Consider the following 15929-nt stretch of genomic DNA (forward strand, 5'->3'; position numbering starts at 1 on the left):
CTACGACAGCGGGGCCAGACAACGCAGGCCGTGGCCTTCGCCCACTTCCCATTCTGGTGTCTGGGTGCAGATATCCTTGGCAAAAGGACAGCGCTCGCGGAATTCGCACCCGGAAGGGCGCTTGAGCAGGCTGGGGGGTTCACCTTTAAGAGCGATCCGTTCCAATCGCGCATCCGGGTCGGGCTCTGGATTGGCACTCAGAAGACAGCGCGTATAAGGATGGCGCGGGTCGTTGAAAATCGTCTCGGTTGTGCCTTCTTCGACCAATCGGCCCAGATACATTATGCCCATCCTGTCGGCCACGTGGCGCACGACGCTGAGGTTATGTGTGATGATAACCATCGCCAAACCCAGCCTTTCGCGCAGGTCATTGAGCAGGTTCAGCAATTCGCCCTGCACCGACACATCAAGGCCAGCGGTTGGTTCATCCGCCAGGATCAGCTTGGGCTCCAGCGCCAACGCACGGGCCACGCCCACACGCCGTGCCTGACCGCCAGACAGCTGGTAAGGATAACGATCCGCAAAATGCGTGGGCAGGTTGACCATTTCCAGCAGGCGCTTGGCCTCGGCATCCAGATCGCGGTCTTTCATGCCCTGAATGCGATAGGGTTCTGTGATCAGGCTGCGGATCGTCAAGCGTGGGGACAGGCTTCCGACTGGGTCCTGAAACATCATTGCCATGTCCTTGCGAAGCGGACGCATGACCTTTTCCGGCGCGCCTCGAATTTCCTGGCCTTCGAAAGTGACCGAACCATCCTGCGCCGGGGCAAGTCCCGCAATGGCGCGAATAACCGTCGTTTTGCCAGAGCCACTTTCACCAACCAGCGCGTAGGTCTCGCCGGGTTCTACGGTAAAGCTGACGCCCGCCAGAACATTGACCGGTCCATAGCTGGTTTTAAGGTCCACGACGTTCAGCAAGCTCATGTTGTGGCCTCCTCATGGTTCAGCCAGCACGCAGCATGATGGCCTTCTTTTAGTTGATCCAAAGGGGGTACCTCACTCGCGCAGCGTGCCATCGCTTGATCGCAACGATCTCTGAAAATGCAGCCACCTGGCAGGTTGGCCAGATCGGGCACCTCGCCGGGGATGGTCGGCAATATGCGGGCGCGCTCTTTGATGTGACCGGGGTCGCATTCGATCAGACGGCGGGTGTAGGGGTGTTTGGGGTTGTGGAAAATCTCACGCACATCCCCGCTTTCGACGACCGCGCCAGCATACATCACAACTACCCGGTCGCAGAGTTCCGCAATCACGCCCAGATGGTGCGAGATAAACAGGATGGCACAGTGAAATTCGCGTTGTAGTTCTTGCAGGCGCTCAATGATCTGCACCTCAAGCGTCGCATCCAGCGCCGTAGTCGGCTCATCTGCGATCAAAAGATCAGGTTCGGACATCAACGCCATCGCAATCGCGATCCGCTGACGCATCCCGCCCGAGAACTCATGAGGATATTGTTTCAATCGCGCTTCGGGATCGGGAATGCCAACGGCACCCAGCATCTTGGCTGCGTGGGCCAGTTTGTCTGCTTTGGATTGCTTGGATCGGTGCTGAATGTCCAGCATCTGCTGCCCGATAGTCAGAACCGGATTATGCGTTTGCATCGGATCCTGAAAGACAATGGATATATCCGCCCCACGCAGGTCACGCATCTGACGCTCAGAGGCTTGCAGCAAATCCTGCCCCTTGAACCTAACCTCTCCTTCGCGGAAGCGCGTATTGGGCGCGGTCAAACGCAGGATGGATGAAATCAAGGTGGATTTGCCACAACCGGATTCCCCAACAATGCCGACAATTTCACCCTTGTTGACGTTGAAAGTGATATCGCGCAGGGCCTTCAGGTCGCCGCGTCCTGTTTCGTAGTCGACGCTGAGGTGGTCGATTTCCAGAAGTATATCGGTCATCTCTGTTTCCTCAGTTTCGGGTCAACCACGTCGCGCAGGCTTTCACCCAGGAAGGTGAACCCAAGCGTTGCCAGAATGATTGGCAGGCCGCCGCCCACTACCAGCCAAGGCGTCTGGCGGATCAGGGAATAACCGTCCTTCAGTAACGCTCCCCAGCTGGGGGTTGGGGGTTTGACACCCAGTCCCAAGAAGGAGAGGCCAGCCTCAAGCGCGATAACTGTGGGGATGTCCATCGCCGCCAGTACCGCCAGAACGCCAATGATGTTAGGCAGCATATGCACACCCAAGATGCGCGCCATGCTGGCCCCCATCGAGCGTTCGGCCAGTATGAACTCGGAGTTGCGCAGCGTCAGCGTCTGGGTTCGCGCCACCCGCCCATAGGTCGGGATCGAGGTCGCCATGACCACAAAAACCACGGTCTGAAGGCTCGGCCCGACGAGGGCCACAACAGCAAGCGCGAACATCACGGTCGGAAAGGACCGAATGGTATCGAAAAACAGCATCAAAAGATTGTCGAGCCATTTCGGGCCGTACCCTGCAATCATACCCAGCGTCAGGCCAATCGCCATGGCACCAAACACAGCAGGCAAAGCCACCTTGAGCGCGACTTGGCCTCCGGCAATCACACGCGAAAACGTATCGCGACCCAGCTGGTCGGTCCCCAGCAAGTGCGCCGCGGACGGTCCTTGCATGCGGGACTTGATATCCATCGCAATCGGGTCATAGGGCACGATCCAGGCCGCGAATATCGCGCAGAACACGATGATGCCAACGATGATCAAACCCATTAGGCCAAGCGGGTCGCGAGCGACACCGACTATGATCTGGCCCAATTCAGAACGAGATTTTTCCATAACTCCCCCTCCTCAATGAGCCGTCCGCGCACGTGGATCGAGCAACGCATTGATCAGATCAGCCAATGCGGTCGACACCACGAACAGCGCGGTGGATACGAGGACCGAACCCATGACAATCGGGTAGTTGCGGGTCGTGATGCTATCGATCACCAACTTTCCCAGCCCGGGGCGGGCAAAGACGATTTCTGCAAAAACGGCCGAGCTGAGAAGAAAGCCCATCCCGACCCCAATCACGGTAACCACTGGCAGTATGGCAATACGCAACGCGTAAACCATGACCACGCGACGTTCGGCGATACCAAAGGCCCGGGCCGTGCGTACATGGCTTTCGCCCATAACTTCCAGCATCGAAGCCCGCACAAGCCTGGCAATATAGCCAACCCAGCTGAGCCCTATGGCAAAGGCCGGCAGGACCAGATGGTCCAGTCGATCCCAGAACCCTTCGCCCGCGCCAATGGCAGGGAACCATTGCAGATGCACGGCAAAAACAAGCAGCGCCAACAGTGCAACAACAAAGGCCGGCGCGGCAACAAAGCTGACGGATACTGCAGCAGCGATCCGGTCGATCAAGGTGTTAGGATGCGCAGCCGCATAGGCACCAAGCGCAATGCCCAAGCTTGCAGACCACAGGATAGACGCAAAGATCAGCTCCAGAGTGAAAGGCAATTGCTGAAACACAATCTCGGTCACGGAACGGCCCGAGAAGACGTCAGTGCCAAGGTCACCCTGCAGGAGGTTTCCATAGAAGATCAAAAGTTGTTTCCAGATCGGTTGATCAAGCCCCAGCGCCGCAGTTAGCTGAGCCTGAAGCTCGGGCGTGGCGCGCGGGCCCAGCATGATCTGGACCGGATCACCTGGCACGGCGCGGATCATCAGGAACATGACGGTCACCGCCACGAAGAGGATAAGCAGCGACAGCCCGAAACGACGGGTTGCGAAATTCAGCATGGCCAACTGGCTCCTTGCGGCTTGGTGGCTTTGTTTTTGGTACGGCGAGCGTTACGCGCCCGCCGTACCTCGGTCGACCTGGGGAGATCAGGTCGCCTTGCCGAAATAGCGAAGCAGGGACAGGCCATCCGGCCGAAGCGCAGGAATGACACGTGCGCTGTGGATGACCGGTGTCGCCTCGTGGGTGATAAAGCGATAGGCACCGCTATCTTCCATCAAGTCCTGCGCGCGCTGATACATTTCAGCCCGTTTTGCGATATCCGTTTCCGCAGCCGCGGCTTCATGGATTTCGTTGAATTCAGGACTATTGAAACGCTCCCAGTTCCACTTGCCAATCTGTTCGGGCGTAAACCACGACGTCGCATAGTACGGATCAGGGGTCATGGAATAGCGATTCAGTACAAGCTGAAGGTTCTCATTGTCGCCAGACGCCCAGAACGCCCCGGATTCTAGAACATTCACCTCAACCGTGATCCCGATCTGCGCCAGTGTCGCCTGAATGATCTGGGCGGTTGTCGTAAAGGTCGTCTTGTTCAGTGTATCGAGGGTCAGCGTAACATTGGTTTCACCGGATTCCGCCAGCAACTGCGCCGCTTTTTCAAAATTCGCCTCGGGTGGCACAAGCGAAGAAGGTCGATGCCCTGCAAGACCAGGTGCAATGATGCCGGTCGATGGATCAGCGGCACCAAAATAGGCGGCCTCTAGAATGCTGGGTACATCCACCGCGTGCTGGATCGCCTGCCGCAGCTTTTGATTTTGCAGCTTCGGATGCTCGACGTTCATTCCCAACCAGACATAATAAAGCGAGGGTTTTTCAACCAGCGATCCGCCATTCGGAACACCGGCGCGGTACCGCTCGACCGAGCCCAGCGACACACGGGTTACATCCAGCTCACCTGCCTCAAACGCAATCTCGGCTGTGTTTTCATCGTCAATTGGATAAATCTCGACAGTATCCCAGGTCGGTGCATCCCCTTTCCAATCAGGGTTGCGCTTAAGAACCGTCTTTTCCTTGGGTGACCAACTGTCCCGCAGATACGGCCCGGACTCTGCAACCGGATCAGCCCCGATCCGGCCACCGGCGGCTTCGACTGCCGCTTTTGAGACGATGTTTCCGGTGATATAGGGCAGGGCGATCGACCAGATCGGTGCGAACGGCTTGTTCAGAACAATTGTCCCTTCGCGTTCACCAGTTACTTCAACATGGCTGAATGGCCCCAAGTCGGGCTTGTTCGGACTGTCGGTCGCGTCGTCCACGACCCGTTCCATGCTGAATTTGACATCCTCGGCGGTCATGGCACCAAAACCCTTGGTGAACCCGATATCGTCACGTAGTGCGAATTTGATGTGGGTCGGATCAACCTGCTCAATCATCGTTGCGGCATCCAGCTGCCAGCCCCATTCCTCGCCCGGTTTGTACTGGATCAGCTTGTTGTAGATCGAAGCATGTACTTCCTCTTCAACAACACCAACGGAATGGGCCGGATCCATGTTCTGTGCATCACCATAAGCCCGCACACGCAAAACACCGTCATCTGCTGCAAACGCACGGTCCGCCCACCCCATCGGAAGCGCGGTTGCGGCCCCAAGCGCGGTTGCGCCTTTCAGAAACCCTCGGCGACCGACATTGGCCTTTGTCCATTCGATCTTCATAGTATCCTCCCTTGGATTAATTCACAGAAGCCCGCGCGGAACGGTTTCCGACCATTCCTTTGTCAGAACTTCGATTTCGTCGGCGCCTTCGGTGGCGCGTAGTTTGCGGTAGAGATAGAAATTTTGCGCATCGCAGGTCATGCGGCACTCGGTCGAGATGGCCACCTGCCAATCCGCCCGCTCAAAGGTAAAATTCCAGGCGGTCTCGAAGACGGCGGTGGCGGGATCATCGGGGTGGATACCGTAGTGCATTCGCACATCGCTGCCGACAATCAGATCATGATAAGGATCGCGCGTCTTGCCGTAGTCATCGAACGTTTCCAGAACCACTCGACCATCGTCGGTCATCATGCGTTCGGAATGGGCTGAAGGTGGACGCAAAGGTTCAGCTTCCAGAACCGGATATGTCTGTGCCGGTCCCGGTTCCGAGGCATGAATTTCGCGTGTGACCTCGCGCACCGGCAGATGCAGGGCGCAATCTTGCAAGTGCAATGTCACCTCGGCAGAATTCGGCGCCGGCCAGACGATCGGCCAGTAAGATGTAGACAGGGCCAGCCGCAACACATGGCCCCCGCGTAAGTGATGCGCGCATTCATTCAGGGCTATCTCGGCCTCGTAAATCTGACCTGGCTCCAGCGTTTGCGGCGTCTCATGACTGTGGTAGTGGCATAGGTTCAAAGACCGATAGCTGATCCGCTGCGATACACCCTCGGGCGAGACGTCGCATAACCGCGCGACCAATTGTGCCACAGGTTGATCCACTGAAAATTGAAACTTCAGCTTTGCGCGCCCCAGCAACTCTAACGGAGCTTGCAGCGGTGCGCTGTCAAAACAAACCGACAGGGCATCGTCCCTGACTTGGTCGCCCGCAAGTTCGTTGTCGATCCGCATGCCGGCACAGAAATACCCGCCATCGGCACCAATATTGCAGGGCGACGCGATAGCGACCGTGCCAGCCGTAGACTCCTGCGAAAAACCGCCCTTTGTCAGATGCCAGACCTGTTTAGAGACATGAGGCGAAGGCCATGTCGCCTCAGCGATCCAACGACCTTGCCGAGGGCTGTTATGCGCTGTTGGGTTGAAGTGTTCCTGCATATAGGTCCGATACGCAGGCAAATCCTCGGCGCCATTTTCTTGCCCTTTCAGCCAGCGATCAAACCAGCCGATGACTTCTGAGTGAAAATCCGCCGGATCAAGTTTCGAGATATGCGCGTAGCGATGTTCCCAAGGTCCAATGACGGCTTTGGCGGGCACGGTTAGGTTCGCGACCAAAGCCGGGGGTGCATTGACATAAGCATCTGCCCAGCCAGTGATTGCCAATACAGGGGTCTGGATCGCGGCCCAATCCTCGCAAATTGAGCCGTGCTTCCAGAAAGAGTCCCGTGTCGGATGACGCAACCAATCCACCGCAGAGAATGGGACGTTTTGCAGTCGGGCAAGCCAATCCTCTCGCCAATCCGCACAAAGCTCAGGATCAGCAGGGCGGGTCAGGTACGCAAACATCTGACTGCCCCAGTTCATATTGTCACTTAGCAGGCATCCACCCATAAAATGGATGTCATCCGCATAGCGATCCACAGTCGAAGCGACACTGACCACGGCTTTCAACGCAGGTGGTTGTCGAAAGGCCAGTTGCAGACCGTTAAACCCGCCCCACGATATTCCAATCATCCCGACAAACCCGTCACACCAATCCTGCGCGGCAATCCAGGCTATGATCTCCTCGCCATCACGCAGTTCCTGCTCGGAATACTCGTCGTCGAACTGCCCTTCGCTGTCTCCGGTCCCAGCAATGTCGACGCGGATGCAGGCATAGCCCGCCTCTGCAAATACGGTGTGTGTCGTTTCATCTCTTGGCGCAGTGCCATCGCGTTTGCGATATGGCAGGTATTCCAGAATGGCCGGGGCCGGATCTGTTTCGGGTAACCAGATCCGCGCGGCAAGCCGCCGCCCGTCCGCAAGGGTGATCCATGTGTTTTCGATGGTTTCGATTGGCATCTGAGACTTATCTGTTGTGGGCCGATACCGAAGAAGAAACCGATTTGCAGACAAAACAAATTGTGCGATCTTATGCGGGTTGACGCTATTTGCAGTGATATCGCGTCAGAATGCGAAAGGTTTTGCCTGTGTCTGAGAATTTTTCTGCCAACCTGCGGTCGTTATGCGCAGAACATGGGAACATTTCGCAGATTTGTCGTGATATCGGCGTCAACAGACAGCAATTCAATCGTTATTTGAATGGTTCCAGTCTGCCTTCCGCGTACAACATGCGTCGCATTGCGCGTCATTTCGACCTGACAGAAGCCGATTTATTCGCTGAAACCGGCGTCTTCGAACTGATGCTAAAAGGCACCCTGTCGCATACCGGAACAACGCCAACGGATGCTTTTTTGGAACCTTTTCGAGGTCAACAGAAAAACCTCAGGCGGTATGTAGGGTTCTATCATTCCTATTTCTGCACACCTTCATGGGAAGGAAAAATCTTTTGTTCATTGATCCGAATTCAGGAAGTTGATGGGCTGTTCACGATCCGCTCCCGAGAAATTGCTACGTCTCCAGACAAAAGTACGCACCAGATTTCACGCTATGCTGGTTTGGTGACAATGCGCGGAAACAGGATATTCGTGGCCGAGCACGAGCTTACGCGCGAAGGTAGCGTTGCCAATACGATTTTGTATTCCGCACACCGTCAACAGCTGAAATATCTGCGAGGCATGACAATGGGCGTCGCATGGCGCCCTTACCCGCATCCCTACGCTGCCAAGGCAATCTGGAAACGATTGCACGAGCGTGTAACCGCCCGTGAGGCAATTGCTGCTTGTGGAATCTATCCTGCCCAAAGCAATAGGATTGATCCAACCGTCAGAAAGCACCTTCACGAGGCTTGAGGCGGTCGCTGAACCCGAAAACTAGTTTTTTTTGTGATCGTTCGTTGCGGAGCGCGAACTCTACAGCCTTGAACTTTTAACGCAACTTTATTGAAACGATCTGGGCGCGATAGCTGGGTCATTGCTGTCTACTGCCACTCAGAATACGTAACCAAAGGCTTCGATGTCTTTGGCGTAGGTGCGATGAACAAGATCCCGCGTCTGAGGTGTAAAGGCCTCTCTATAGGAATGAGTATTCCTTGACGTGTTAAACCGCGGCAATTGGCATTCTATGCCCACCTGTTCGCAAATTTCCTGAAAGCTGTCTTCGATCGTTTCGAACCGACCTACATATTTCACTAATTTCTGCCCGCTCCTGTTGAAGACGAACTCTGACTGAAATGGGATGTTGCCCCGCCCGCAATGCCATTCTGCAAATGCAGAAAAATCACCTAGGGACTTCGCGAATGAATGGTTCCAATGGCGAGGGTTTGACAAAGTATAGCTATAGGTAGAAAAAAGCCGATCCCAAGGGTTTCTAACAAATGTAAAAGAAAACAGGTCGTCAAAAATTTCTTGACCTAGCTTGTCTACGACTTCGTCAATCCGAACGTGGTCTTTGAACGGTTGAGCCACTGTTCGAAGTCCCGTTCTTTCGTGAAGCTTTGTGTGTATTTTCAGTTGCTGCCTATAGGGCAACAAGGGCGATAACATTCTTTGCACAGGCCCCGCGGCAAAAGGCATCAAGGCATTGGCGACCGATTGGCCAGCTGCTTTGGGAATGTGGATAAAAATAAACTTATGCCTGCGAGAAAGTATCATTGCTTCTCCTTGAAAATTTCTTAAACTTGGCCGCAACCAAGTATCCTTTTCCCGGTGCGCTGCATTCGCAATCTCGTCTCAGGTTTCAGATTTTCCAATTAGTTGTGGTCAAATATGGTGTCAGCTGCCGAGGCACTGTGTTGACATTTCAGGTCCTTTTGCCAAGGTCAACTGCTTTGTCTATGGCCGCATAGCGGGTTGTGTTTATAAAGATTTGTAAAGGGTCTGGGGCGGGCACTGACTTACCCAAAGGACTGTGAATTGAGCAGTTTATACGCAAGCATTGGCTCAAAATATCGGCGGTCAAGTATCTGACAGAGGCGCACCATACAGCTGCGACCGCGGTGCTGTTTGGTTTGCTGTCCGATTTTTCCAGGGCAATATGTGTTGACATGCATGCGGAAAAATCCAAAAAAACATCGCCCATAAGAAACAGATTTGCGCCACGAAACTGAATTCGTTTCTCACCCAAATCATTAAGGTAAAAAAGAAGACTGCGGAAAATGCGATTGCGTGGGTCGAAATATTTGGCGTCCGAATATTATAGTGCATTCTGGTAAGTATCCGACCTAAGATTGCATGTCCCGCTGCGATCCCGAAAACATGGAAGTTCAAATACATCTCTGAAATCGCCATGAATCCGGGGCCACCTTTGCGGCTTGGGATAAGATACTGGTGAATTTGATTGCTGTTATTTGGCGCAGCTCCTGAGTTGAAGGGGATCGCCGCTAGAATATTGCTCAAGTAATCACTGCCAAGCCGCAGCATTTCACCATCCGCTACACGCATCCGTGTCCCCATAAGGGTCATGAGCGAGGGCGAAAAAGGACCAAGCGAAGTTAGTAGCGTGCTATCTGCAAATTTCTCTTTTGTTCCTGACAGATTTCGTGCGGTCTCCAACATGAGACTGAGGGACCAGTCTGCAGCAGCTAGCCCTCTCATTACCTCCATTAAGGGGACAAAGACCATGACGGCACACGCAACGATGAGCAGCTTAACCGGGGTGACATTACGGCAAATCGCCTGATGAATGATCAACCAACCTGCAAAACACGCAAGCAGTGTTCCTCGATCCCCTGCAACCAAGAGAATGCTCATTAAGCCGAGAAATAAAAAATCTGACCAACCGAGACGCCGAACTCGGCTTTTGATCATTGCGTTGCACGTCAAGGCGGCGATGGGCAGAAACCACGTCATCGAAGCAATGAAAAGCCTACTTTGAGAGCCACCCGTTCTTGCGTCGGAGTAGTCATGATAGTTGCCCGAAAGCATCGGTTTCAAACCAGCCCCTCTTGCGGTGTCCAAAGCGATGATCAGAAACGAAAGGCCAATCAAACAAAGCGCTAAAAGTGTGGTAGTGACCTCAACCCGCCTTCTGTTTGCAGGCAGCTTTGTCCTGTTGAAACCTGTTCGCCGGGAACAGGTCAGAACACCCCAAGAAAAGGCTGCGACGGCGATCATGATTAGTGGCAAGCAACCGGTTAGATAGCCGTAGTCAATCGCCCTGAAATAAACCAAACCCACAGGACCAAGTTCAAGAAAAAGAATGTACGGCCCCAAAAGGTAGAGCGATAAAGAAGAGAGATAAAGGAAAGGCATGGATACGATTCCGACCCCCGGCGTCAGCGCCAAAACAACCAGATGAACGAAAAATACCGCAATGCATATCCAAGCTAGAACTGGCAAATAGACGGGATCAATATCCGGTCCCCACAATAGGGCCGCGGCGCTCCAGAAAACGACTTCGCAAGCAAAAAATACTACAAGCGTTTTCATATACACTTTCTCAGCGCATCTCTTTTGCTAAACTTTGCAGCTACGTGGGATTGATCAGGCCCGAGCCAGCCGCTGTCACGCAAGCCATGACACGTTAACTCGATGTGTTCAATCAAGTTGCTGTCCCCTTTGATCAGGTCCTGAGCTGTTTCTCAAACCGTGCAATGCACTCCTGATTTTGCAGACCAGTCCAATAGAAGTTCCCGCGGAATAGAATAGTACTACAATAGCCGAGAGGCGCACGTCCCCGATCAAGCCGGCGACGATCAGTCCGGCTGACAGACACAACAACATGAGGATGTTGTAGTTTCTTACAAACCGTTCCGCGTGAAGCAAGACAGCCGTAAGCTGCCCAGGCCCAGCTGCCGCGCGACACAGTTGAGCGAACGCAATGGTCACAAAAACCCAAAGCAAGAGATCTTGATCCGCAAGATCTGCCACCGGTCCAAGCCCGAAATACCCAAGGACCAGCAAAAGGATTGCTACACCAACTGCTGCTAGAACACTGATAAAAAGAGAAAACAGGATTGCGATTCTGTAATCGTGGCGAATTGCGCTGGGTTTATTGGCTTTGACGTGGCGATTGATCCTTGCGCCAAAGACCGCTCTTGCTGCTTTGACTCCAAAATTTAATGGGCCCGCCAGCCGTATTGCAATCGCGAGATACGCCAAAGTGTCGGGTGTTAGAAAGAACCCCGAAACAAAAATTGGCAAGTGATTTCCAACACTGCGAGACAGGGACACCTGAAAATGTGCTCCGTTCGTCTTTACCAATCCCGCCCCCCGCCAATTGCGCGCGGCCTGCAAGGTAAGTGGGCACAAGTAATAGATCGAAGCAAAAGCCGTACAAACTACAAAGATCAGCAAATAAAAAATTGGTTCCTTAACCTCTGCCACCCACAGCAAAATAAAGCCACCGAACAACGCGATGGGCCTAAGGAAGTCACGGGCGAACTGTGCTCGCACGCCGCGCTCGGCGGCACGTAAGATCGCGTCAGAAATGTTCAGTGCTGTCAACGCAAAGGCCGCTGGTGCAATCCAAGCCAGCTCATTGCTTGTAACCAACGAGGTTGCAAAGGCAATTGTGAGTGTTACCAATGCCCCAAGCAGATAGAATAAATAGGTATTGGCCATCTCAGAAGGCGCCTTGACCTTAGCAAGGTCGAACGGAGCATGCTTTTTAATAAGTGTCGTGGGTTGGCCGCGTTGCAAAACCAAGCTGCCGATACCCGCAGCCGAAATGATCCAGATATATCGCCCATAACCATCCGCACCCAAGGCCGAAGTAAGTAGGATCACAGTCGCCAGCGCGAACGCTGCTCCAAGGGCCTGTAGAACAACTATTGATGAAAGCGCTCTCAGCATGGCCATTTCAATGCGGCTGCCTGCTCAAACAGTTCCAGCGCTTCTAGGTAACGCGGCGAGGCTAATATCTGATCATAGTATTTTTGTTTCAAACGATCTTTCTCGGTATTGGGCAATGAACTGCGTGATTTTTCTTTTCGTTTGTCCTGCGTCGCCTTTTCGATCAACTCAGTTGTTACGGTGACATCATGACCAATTTTCTGCAAAATAGCCGATGAAATGTTCGCGGCATCTTCAATCACATCATCGAAAGTAACGATATGAATCTGAGGCGCGGAAATGTGTGCCAAAGTGGTTTGTGCGAACCCGATATACTGCTTTAGGCTGTCTGCTACCTCCAAATCTGGCTCACGTACTAGATAGGATGCTATGCAGTCCAAAGGGTGCCGGAACAGGATAAAACACGGTATATCGTATCGTGCGGCCATGCTGATTTGTTGCGGACGATGAACATGGTTTGCTATCCGCAGGCCCTTTGGCCCGGCAGCGCGCACTATGCGGTGCAGATATGTGTTAGCCGATCGCGGGTAACCTTCTATGACAAGATCGCTTTTTGGTGTCACCCAAATATGGCGTCCCAATTGTGCATTGCGCAGGGTTGCTGCCGCTGCAAAAAGGATAGGTTTATCAAGAAAATTCATGGTACCCGCTTCGTATTACGGTTGGGTCGTGTGACCCACAATTGGCTTAAGAGCTGGCCAAGGTCATTTTGTAAAGTAGGCGATCACCAGGAGCGGTCTTGGAAGTGGCCCGCCTGGCATCAAAGGATCCGATAAAATTGGGTGTGCCGAACATTTCAGCGCGCACATACCCTTGTTCCGCACCACGCGGCACGAATCCAAGATCAAGATCGCTATCCAAGTTATCCAGGCGCTCTTGTTTGACATGAAAATAAGGTAGCTTTGTCGTCCAGCGCCTGTGGCGAAGATTCACCCGAAGATACGCAAGTAGCAGACGCCAACGAGAGACATAAGGTAGTTGATGGCGTTGATTGTACCCCTGCATTGATGTGGCCCAGGTAGAGAAGGAACGTTGTGTATGTATAACCACAACCTCGCAACCAAGCGCGAGGTATCGCTCAATCCCTTTGTCTGTTTTCGAACAATCGACCATCCCGTTTCCAACAATTTTTGCTTGCCGGATTAGAGACTCGTATGGAACTAAATCGATTTCAGAAACGACCAGCGACCAGAAAGAATCTGACCGGATTTCTGCGTTCTTACGCTCGCGCTCTTCTGGGCGCGCCCACCGTCCGCCACTCTTTTCAAAGCCGGCATCACTCACGAACCCCAGTGAACGAAAGGTTTGCCATACTTCACCCGCATTTAAGATGCGCCGATCCCTTGCGATCCAATCTCCGACAAAGGTACTGCCCGACCGCGGCTGCCCCACTACATAATAAACCGTGAACTTCGACGCATTCTTAGACATCTGCGCCCCTTGGTAAATCGACATCCATGGGACCCTGAAGGCTGAGAGCCTCCAGAAGCTGAGACTTGATGCTCTGTGGGCTAAAATCCTGCTGAAACAACTCGGCTCCAGCCTGTCCCATGCCCGCAATATCCGCGCGAGCGCATTCCTGCAACGTATCGGCAAGACGATGTGGATTCTGCCCGTCAATCAAAAAGCCGGTTTCACCAGATTTTACCTGGTCCGGAATACTGCGATACCGAGTTGCAACTATGGCGCACCCATTTGCCATAGCCTCCAGGATCGATCTTGGCTGTGCCTCGGCGGCATAACAGGTGGGTAGGCAAAATATGTGGTGTTGCGAATGCAATCGCTGCACCTCGCATCTCTCCACAACAGTGTCTCCAATATCCACGTTTAGGCCATGTACGGAGAGCTCGGCTGCACGGTTCTCAAAGGCGCACCTGTCTTCGGCAGACAGCCATTTGCCGCGAAACGTAAACGAAAACTGATCACCCATTCCTCGCTGACACAGTATTTCGCCCGCTTCAAGCAGCGCAAGATAGCCTTTTTCCTTGATGAAGTTCGACAGATAGAGAACTTTCAGCGGCCGTGGCGGCGAAGGTTTTACCGGAACTTGCTCTGGAATGAGCGCCGCATCAATCGTGTTCGGCAAAATACACACCTTCTGCAGGTCAAAACCACAAGCGGCCGGGTCTTCCGGCAACAGGCTCGGACTAAGGACCAATATGTTGTTGGCTTGCTTATTCACATAGCGGTGCAAATAAGCCATTAACCCGGTCATAGATGCAAAATAGTTTCCGTTCCGAATATGGAAGACCAGGGCGGCGTTACGAAAAAGCTGCCGAATTACAAAAACGGTGACCGCATTGCGCATCATCCCCATCTTCGAAGCGGCAGGCAGAAAATAGACATAGTCCACTTTCGCACGCTGCAGTCCGCGCATTGCAAGCCGGGTTAATAGATCAACAGACATGATAGTGGCACCAACCGCACTGCGCAGGCGCTCGAGCGGGGTAACTGCCGCCAAATTTCCCAAACCGTTGGTCTTCAGCTCGATGAGTTCTATCCTGCAATAAGGCAGAAGAATGTCCAGTACGACCTCGGTACCAATCGCGGCGCCTGTTACGCCACCTTGTGCAGAGTTGGTCGCTGCCAGGGCGAGAAATGTAGGCCGAGTCATGAGGTGGCTTTTTTCAGTGATAGTTGATCATAAATACCGTCGTAGGAGGCCGCCATCCGCTCAACACTGAACTCCAAAAGATCACACTGCATACTACGCAAACGGGTCTGGATGCTCTCTATTGGACTAGCGTTAGTAATTCGAAGTTGCTCCACCAATGTGTTGAGGTTTTCGTGGTCAAACGTAACCGGCTTGTGTTTCCACCTGCTGAGCAGCGCATCAAGCTCTCTGCTCTGGCTGGTTAACGCAAAATATCCCCAGGAGATCGCCTCAAACAACGTGTTGGACATGCCCTCGGAAGCGCTGGGAAGCACCAGCATATGCGACTCAGGGCTGAAACACTCACCCCAATCTGTAAGGCGGCCATGCAATCGAACGTTATCTGCAAGCCCCAAAGTCTTTATGCTATTGCGGATGGCCGCCTCTTCTGGCCCTTCACCAATGATGTCGAGACCTTGGATCCCTGTTTCTGCCAGAATGCGTGGCATTTTTTCGACCAAGGGTTGAACGCGCTTTTGTTCGACCAATCTCCCAACGAACAACAGGCGGGTTGGGTGACTTGAGATCGGGACCTCGCGGGCCTTCAGCGCTAGGCCATTTGCAATGGTCTTTGTTTTGCGCGGCACGCCCAATACCCGACGCAATGACAAAGGCGGTGGGAAATGGGGATAATTAGGCACCACCAGATCTGCAACCACATGGTTGATATACGGCAGCCGGTCGCGGAAGGCGCCCCCACCGTAATTACGTACCTTACGACGATCGCCACTGATTATTCGACATCCATTGGACTTCGCCGCCAACATTGCCGGAATTGTAATCCGGTCAGGCAGCCATAACTGCACAATATCAATGCTATACTCCCTGATAACAGCTTGGATTTTGAAGAATATCTTCACTGGGTTGAGGTTTTCCAACAACACTACTGGAGTGTCACTCGCGACTTCGTTTCCCTTGAGGACTGCAATGACATGGCTATGTCTGGAAGCTTGCGTCAGCAACATCATTTGGCGCTCAGCTCCTCCTTTCTCCATATGCGCGATAACATGCATAACTTTGGCAGCATTCAATTTTGTTCGTGCAAAATGTTCAGGCATTAGTAATTTTCGTGAAGTCGGAGAAATAA

Annotated in this window: 14 protein-coding genes; 1 reads left to right on the forward strand and 13 read right to left on the reverse strand. The window is 53.3% G+C overall.

Going from position 1 to position 15929, the window contains the following annotated elements:
• From ACR0M2_RS19015 to ACR0M2_RS19040, 6 genes are all read right to left on the reverse strand, one after another.
• On the reverse strand, window positions 1-924 hold the full coding sequence (locus tag ACR0M2_RS19015) for an oligopeptide/dipeptide ABC transporter ATP-binding protein (protein ID WP_170362623.1): 924 nt from the start codon (window positions 922-924) through the stop codon (window positions 1-3).
• The gene (locus ACR0M2_RS19020; RefSeq protein WP_170362624.1) at window positions 921-1901 is read right to left on the reverse strand and encodes an ABC transporter ATP-binding protein; all 981 of its coding nucleotides are present in this window, start codon (window positions 1899-1901) and stop codon (window positions 921-923) included. The genes ACR0M2_RS19015 and ACR0M2_RS19020 overlap by 4 nt, the downstream gene beginning before the upstream one ends.
• Entirely contained in the window at window positions 1898-2755 is an 858-nt protein-coding gene (locus ACR0M2_RS19025) for an ABC transporter permease (protein WP_170362625.1), read from the reverse strand. Before ACR0M2_RS19025 ends, ACR0M2_RS19020 begins: the two co-directional genes overlap by 4 nt.
• A 12-nt stretch (window positions 2756-2767) precedes the next feature.
• On the reverse strand, window positions 2768-3706 hold the full coding sequence (locus ACR0M2_RS19030) for an ABC transporter permease (protein WP_170351176.1): 939 nt from the start codon (window positions 3704-3706) through the stop codon (window positions 2768-2770).
• Window positions 3707-3793: 87 nt separating this feature from the next.
• Window positions 3794-5359, reverse strand: a complete 1566-nt coding sequence (locus ACR0M2_RS19035) for an ABC transporter substrate-binding protein (RefSeq protein ID WP_170551102.1) — start codon at window positions 5357-5359, stop codon at window positions 3794-3796.
• Window positions 5360-5380: 21 nt separating this feature from the next.
• Window positions 5381-7357, reverse strand: a complete 1977-nt coding sequence (locus ACR0M2_RS19040; RefSeq protein ID WP_480706609.1) for a CocE/NonD family hydrolase — start codon at window positions 7355-7357, stop codon at window positions 5381-5383.
• Window positions 7358-7485: 128 nt separating this feature from the next.
• On the opposite strand from ACR0M2_RS19040, the gene ACR0M2_RS19045 reads away from it, so the two are divergent.
• A complete protein-coding gene (locus tag ACR0M2_RS19045) occupies window positions 7486-8247 on the forward strand; it encodes a helix-turn-helix transcriptional regulator (protein WP_480706610.1) in 762 nt (253 codons plus the stop codon).
• 138 nt (window positions 8248-8385) lie between these two features.
• Here ACR0M2_RS19045 and ACR0M2_RS19050 read toward each other — a convergent pair whose 3' ends face one another.
• The 7 genes from ACR0M2_RS19050 to ACR0M2_RS19080 all read right to left on the reverse strand — a co-directional run bounded on the left by ACR0M2_RS19050 (window position 8386) and on the right by ACR0M2_RS19080 (window position 15900).
• Window positions 8386-9048, reverse strand: coding sequence for a sulfotransferase family 2 domain-containing protein (locus tag ACR0M2_RS19050; protein ID WP_226689507.1), 663 nt, complete (start codon window positions 9046-9048; stop codon window positions 8386-8388).
• A 303-nt stretch (window positions 9049-9351) separates the two neighbouring features.
• Window positions 9352-10824 (reverse strand): O-antigen polysaccharide polymerase Wzy, encoded by a 1473-nt coding sequence (gene wzy, locus ACR0M2_RS19055; protein ID WP_480706612.1) that lies wholly within the window; start codon window positions 10822-10824, stop codon window positions 9352-9354.
• Between the two features lie 108 nt (window positions 10825-10932).
• Window positions 10933-12189, reverse strand: a complete 1257-nt coding sequence (locus tag ACR0M2_RS19060; RefSeq protein WP_480706614.1) for a lipopolysaccharide biosynthesis protein — start codon at window positions 12187-12189, stop codon at window positions 10933-10935.
• Complete coding sequence (locus ACR0M2_RS19065; RefSeq protein ID WP_480706616.1) at window positions 12183-12830, reverse strand: hypothetical protein; 648 nt, start codon at window positions 12828-12830, stop codon at window positions 12183-12185. The genes ACR0M2_RS19060 and ACR0M2_RS19065 overlap by 7 nt, the downstream gene beginning before the upstream one ends.
• A gap of 46 nt (window positions 12831-12876) precedes the next feature.
• On the reverse strand, window positions 12877-13620 hold the full coding sequence (locus ACR0M2_RS19070) for a hypothetical protein (RefSeq protein WP_480706618.1): 744 nt from the start codon (window positions 13618-13620) through the stop codon (window positions 12877-12879).
• A complete protein-coding gene (locus ACR0M2_RS19075; protein ID WP_480706620.1) occupies window positions 13613-14803 on the reverse strand; it encodes a glycosyltransferase family 4 protein in 1191 nt (396 codons plus the stop codon). Before ACR0M2_RS19075 ends, ACR0M2_RS19070 begins: the two co-directional genes overlap by 8 nt.
• On the reverse strand, window positions 14800-15900 hold the full coding sequence (locus ACR0M2_RS19080) for a glycosyltransferase (RefSeq protein ID WP_480706621.1): 1101 nt from the start codon (window positions 15898-15900) through the stop codon (window positions 14800-14802). Before ACR0M2_RS19080 ends, ACR0M2_RS19075 begins: the two co-directional genes overlap by 4 nt.
• Window positions 15901-15929: the final 29 nt, after the last annotated feature.

It is taken from the genome of Ruegeria sp. BE10 (assembly GCF_056538905.1).

Excerpts from the sequence above, each read along its gene's own strand:
- ACR0M2_RS19015 (WP_170362623.1), bottom strand. The coding sequence starts at position 924 with ATGAGCTTGCTGAACGTCGTGGACCTTAAAACCAGCTATGGACCGGTC.
- ACR0M2_RS19020 (WP_170362624.1), bottom strand. The coding sequence starts at position 1,901 with ATGACCGATATACTTCTGGAAATCGACCACCTCAGCGTCGACTACGAA.
- ACR0M2_RS19025 (WP_170362625.1), bottom strand. The coding sequence starts at position 2,755 with ATGGAAAAATCTCGTTCTGAATTGGGCCAGATCATAGTCGGTGTCGCT.
- ACR0M2_RS19030 (WP_170351176.1), bottom strand. The coding sequence starts at position 3,706 with ATGCTGAATTTCGCAACCCGTCGTTTCGGGCTGTCGCTGCTTATCCTC.
- ACR0M2_RS19035 (WP_170551102.1), bottom strand. The coding sequence starts at position 5,359 with ATGAAGATCGAATGGACAAAGGCCAATGTCGGTCGCCGAGGGTTTCTG.
- ACR0M2_RS19040 (WP_480706609.1), bottom strand. The coding sequence starts at position 7,357 with ATGCCAATCGAAACCATCGAAAACACATGGATCACCCTTGCGGACGGG.
- ACR0M2_RS19050 (WP_226689507.1), bottom strand. The coding sequence starts at position 9,048 with ATGATACTTTCTCGCAGGCATAAGTTTATTTTTATCCACATTCCCAAA.
- wzy (WP_480706612.1), bottom strand. The coding sequence starts at position 10,824 with ATGAAAACGCTTGTAGTATTTTTTGCTTGCGAAGTCGTTTTCTGGAGC.
- ACR0M2_RS19060 (WP_480706614.1), bottom strand. The coding sequence starts at position 12,189 with ATGCTGAGAGCGCTTTCATCAATAGTTGTTCTACAGGCCCTTGGAGCA.
- ACR0M2_RS19065 (WP_480706616.1), bottom strand. The coding sequence starts at position 12,830 with ATGAATTTTCTTGATAAACCTATCCTTTTTGCAGCGGCAGCAACCCTG.
- ACR0M2_RS19070 (WP_480706618.1), bottom strand. The coding sequence starts at position 13,620 with ATGTCTAAGAATGCGTCGAAGTTCACGGTTTATTATGTAGTGGGGCAG.
- ACR0M2_RS19075 (WP_480706620.1), bottom strand. The coding sequence starts at position 14,803 with ATGACTCGGCCTACATTTCTCGCCCTGGCAGCGACCAACTCTGCACAA.
- ACR0M2_RS19080 (WP_480706621.1), bottom strand. The coding sequence starts at position 15,900 with ATGCCTGAACATTTTGCACGAACAAAATTGAATGCTGCCAAAGTTATG.